2 protein-coding genes are annotated in these 2,734 nt (G+C 69.6%); both read left to right on the top strand.

Going from position 1 to position 2,734, the window contains the following annotated elements:
- Window positions 1-1,984: efflux RND transporter permease subunit (locus tag AC30N0_RS14100; protein ID WP_489518538.1), on the top strand; the 1,984-nt coding region annotated here is incomplete at its 5' end.
- 80 nt (window positions 1,985-2,064) lie between these two features.
- A complete protein-coding gene (locus AC30N0_RS14095; RefSeq protein WP_489518537.1) occupies window positions 2,065-2,706 on the top strand; it encodes a TolC family protein in 642 nt (213 codons plus the stop codon).
- The last annotated feature ends 28 nt before the right edge of the window (window positions 2,707-2,734 follow it).

The raw sequence follows: 2,734 nt of genomic DNA, 5'->3' as shown, positions 1-2,734 counted from the left end.
GCATCGTGGTGACGACGCGATCGTGGTGGTCGAGAACGTCGAGCGCAACATCGAGGCCGGCCTGTCCCCGCGCGAGGCCACGCTGCGTGCGATGAAGGAGGTGTCGGGGCCAATCATCGCGATCGCGCTGACGCTGGTGGCCGTGTTCGTGCCCCTGGCCTTCATGAGCGGGTTGAGCGGCCAGTTCTACCGCCAGTTCGCGCTGACGATCGCGGTCTCGACCGTGATCTCGGCGATCAACTCGCTGACCCTGTCGCCGGCGCTCGCGGCGCTGCTGCTGCGCGGCCACGATGCGCCCAAGGATGCGCTGACACGCGGCATGGAGCGTGTCTTCGGCGGCTTCTTCGCGCGCTTCAACCGCGTCTTCCGGCGGGGCTCGGCCGCCTACGGCGGCGGCGTGGCGCGTGTGCTGTCGCGCAAGGCGCTGCTGATGGGCGTGTACCTGCTCCTCATCGGCGCGACCTTCGGCTTGTTCAAGGCCGTGCCCGGCGGCTTCGTGCCGATCCAGGACAAGCAGTACCTGGTCGGCTTTGCGCAACTGCCCGATGGGGCCACGCTAGACCGCACCGAGGACGTGATCCGGCGCATGGGTGAGATCGCGCTGGCGCATCCCGGCGTCGAGTCGGCCGTGGCGTTCCCCGGCTTGTCGATCAACGGCTTCACCAACAGCTCCAACTCCGGCATCGTCTTCGTCACGCTGAAGCCGTTTGGCGAGCGCACGACGAAGGAGCTGTCGGGAACCGCCATCGCCGGCCAGCTCAATCAGCAGTTCGGCGCCATCCAGGAAGCGTTCATCGCGATGTTCCCGCCACCGCCGGTCAACGGATTGGGCACGACGGGCGGGTTCAAGCTGCAGCTGCAGGACCGCGGCGGCCTGGGCACCGACGCGCTGAACCAGGCCACGCAGGCTTTCCTCGCCGAGGCGCGCCAGGCGCCCGAGCTGGCGGGCCTATACAGCAGCTTCCAGGTGAACGTGCCGCAGCTCTACGCCGACATCGACCGCACCAAGGCGCGCCAGCTCGGGGTGCCGGTGACCGACATCTTCGAGACGATGCAGATCTATCTCGGCAGCGCCTATGTCAACGACTTCAACAAGTTCGGCCGCACCTACACCGTGCGCGTGCAGGCCGATGCGCCGTACCGGGCACGCGCCGAAGATGTGGGTGCGCTGCGCGTGCGCTCGAGCAACGGACAGATGGTGCCGCTGGCCGCGCTGATGAGCGTGCAGCCGAGCTTCGGGCCTGAGCGTGCGATGCGCTACAACGGTTTCGCCACCGCCGACATCAACGGCGGTGCCGCACCGGGCTTTTCCAGCGGCCAGGCGCAGGACGCGGTGGAGCGCATCGCCGCCGGGAGGTTGCCCGCGGGCATCGGCTTCGAGTGGACCGAGCTGACGTATCAGGAGATCCTGGCTGGCAACTCGGCGCTGTGGATCTTTCCGCTCGCGGTGCTGCTCGTGTTCCTGGTGCTTGCCGCGGCCTACGAAAGTCTGGCGCTGCCGGTGGCGATCATCCTCATCGTGCCGATGGCGCTGCTGTCGGCGATGACGGGCGTGTGGCTGGCCGGCGGCGACAACAACGTGCTGACGCAGATCGGCCTCATCGTGCTCGTGGGCCTGTCGGCCAAGAACGCGATCCTGATCGTCGAGTTCGCGCGCGAACTGGAGTTCGCCGGGCGCAACCCGGTGCAAGCCGCGATCGAGGCCAGTCGCCTGCGGCTGCGGCCGATCCTGATGACCTCGCTCGCTTTCATCATGGGCGTGGTGCCGCTTGTGATCTCGACCGGCGCCGGCGCCGAGATGCGCCAGGCGATGGGCATCGCGGTCTTCGGCGGCATGATCGGTGTCACCTTCTTCGGCATCTTCCTGACGCCGGTGTTCTACGTGCTGCTGCGCCGGCTCGGCGGCAACCGGCCCTTGATCCAGCACCACGTGAGCACGCTCGCGGCCGAGGCCGCGGTGCAACCGCCGGTCTCCACTTCTTGAGGATGGGAGCATTGATGAAGACGTTTGCGAACGGCACTGCGCTGCCTGCTCTGCTGTTGCTGTTGGCCGGGTGCTCAGCCGTGCCGAACGATCCGCGCCCGGACACGTTCGCGGCGCCGCCGGCGTACCGGCACGCCGACCGCGATCGAAGCGCGGCGCCGCCCGCGGCGATCGACACGCCGTGGTGGAGCGCTTTCGCCGATCCGGCGCTGGCCTCGCTCATCGAGCAGGCGACGCGCGACAACCCGGACCTTGCCGCGGCGGCGGCACGTCTGGCGCAGGCGCAAGCCTTGATCGGCCAGGCGCGGTCGCAGCAGCGGCCGCAGGTCGGCGCAGGCGCGCAGCTCGAGCGCGGACGCACGGGCGACGGCTCCGCCACGCGATCGCAAGCGGGCCTGGGGTTGACGCTGGACTTCGAGGTCGATCTGTTCGGGCGCCTGGCCGGCATCACCGACACCGCGTTACTCGACGCGCAGAGCCAGGCCGCGGTCGTCGGTGCCGTGCGCGTCGCGGTGCAGGCAGCCGTGGCGCAGACCTACTTCGCCGTGCGCGCCGCCGAACGCGAACAGCGCCTCGTGGCCGGCACGGCCGAGGCCTATCGCGGCACGCTCGCCCTGACAGAACGGCGCTTCGCCGCCGGCGACGTCGCCGAACTCGAGGTGGTGCGCATCCGCGGCGAGCTCGCCGCCACCGCGGCCGAGGTGCCGGCGCAGCAACGTTAGCGCGCGACGCACGAGCATGCCCTGGGGG

Source organism: Rhizobacter sp., from assembly GCF_031412495.1.
In the GTDB taxonomy this organism is placed as follows: Bacteria; Pseudomonadota; Gammaproteobacteria; order Burkholderiales; family Burkholderiaceae_C; genus Schlegelella_A.
Note: the sequence above shows the minus strand (reverse complement) of the source record. Positions and strands in the feature narration are given on the sequence as shown.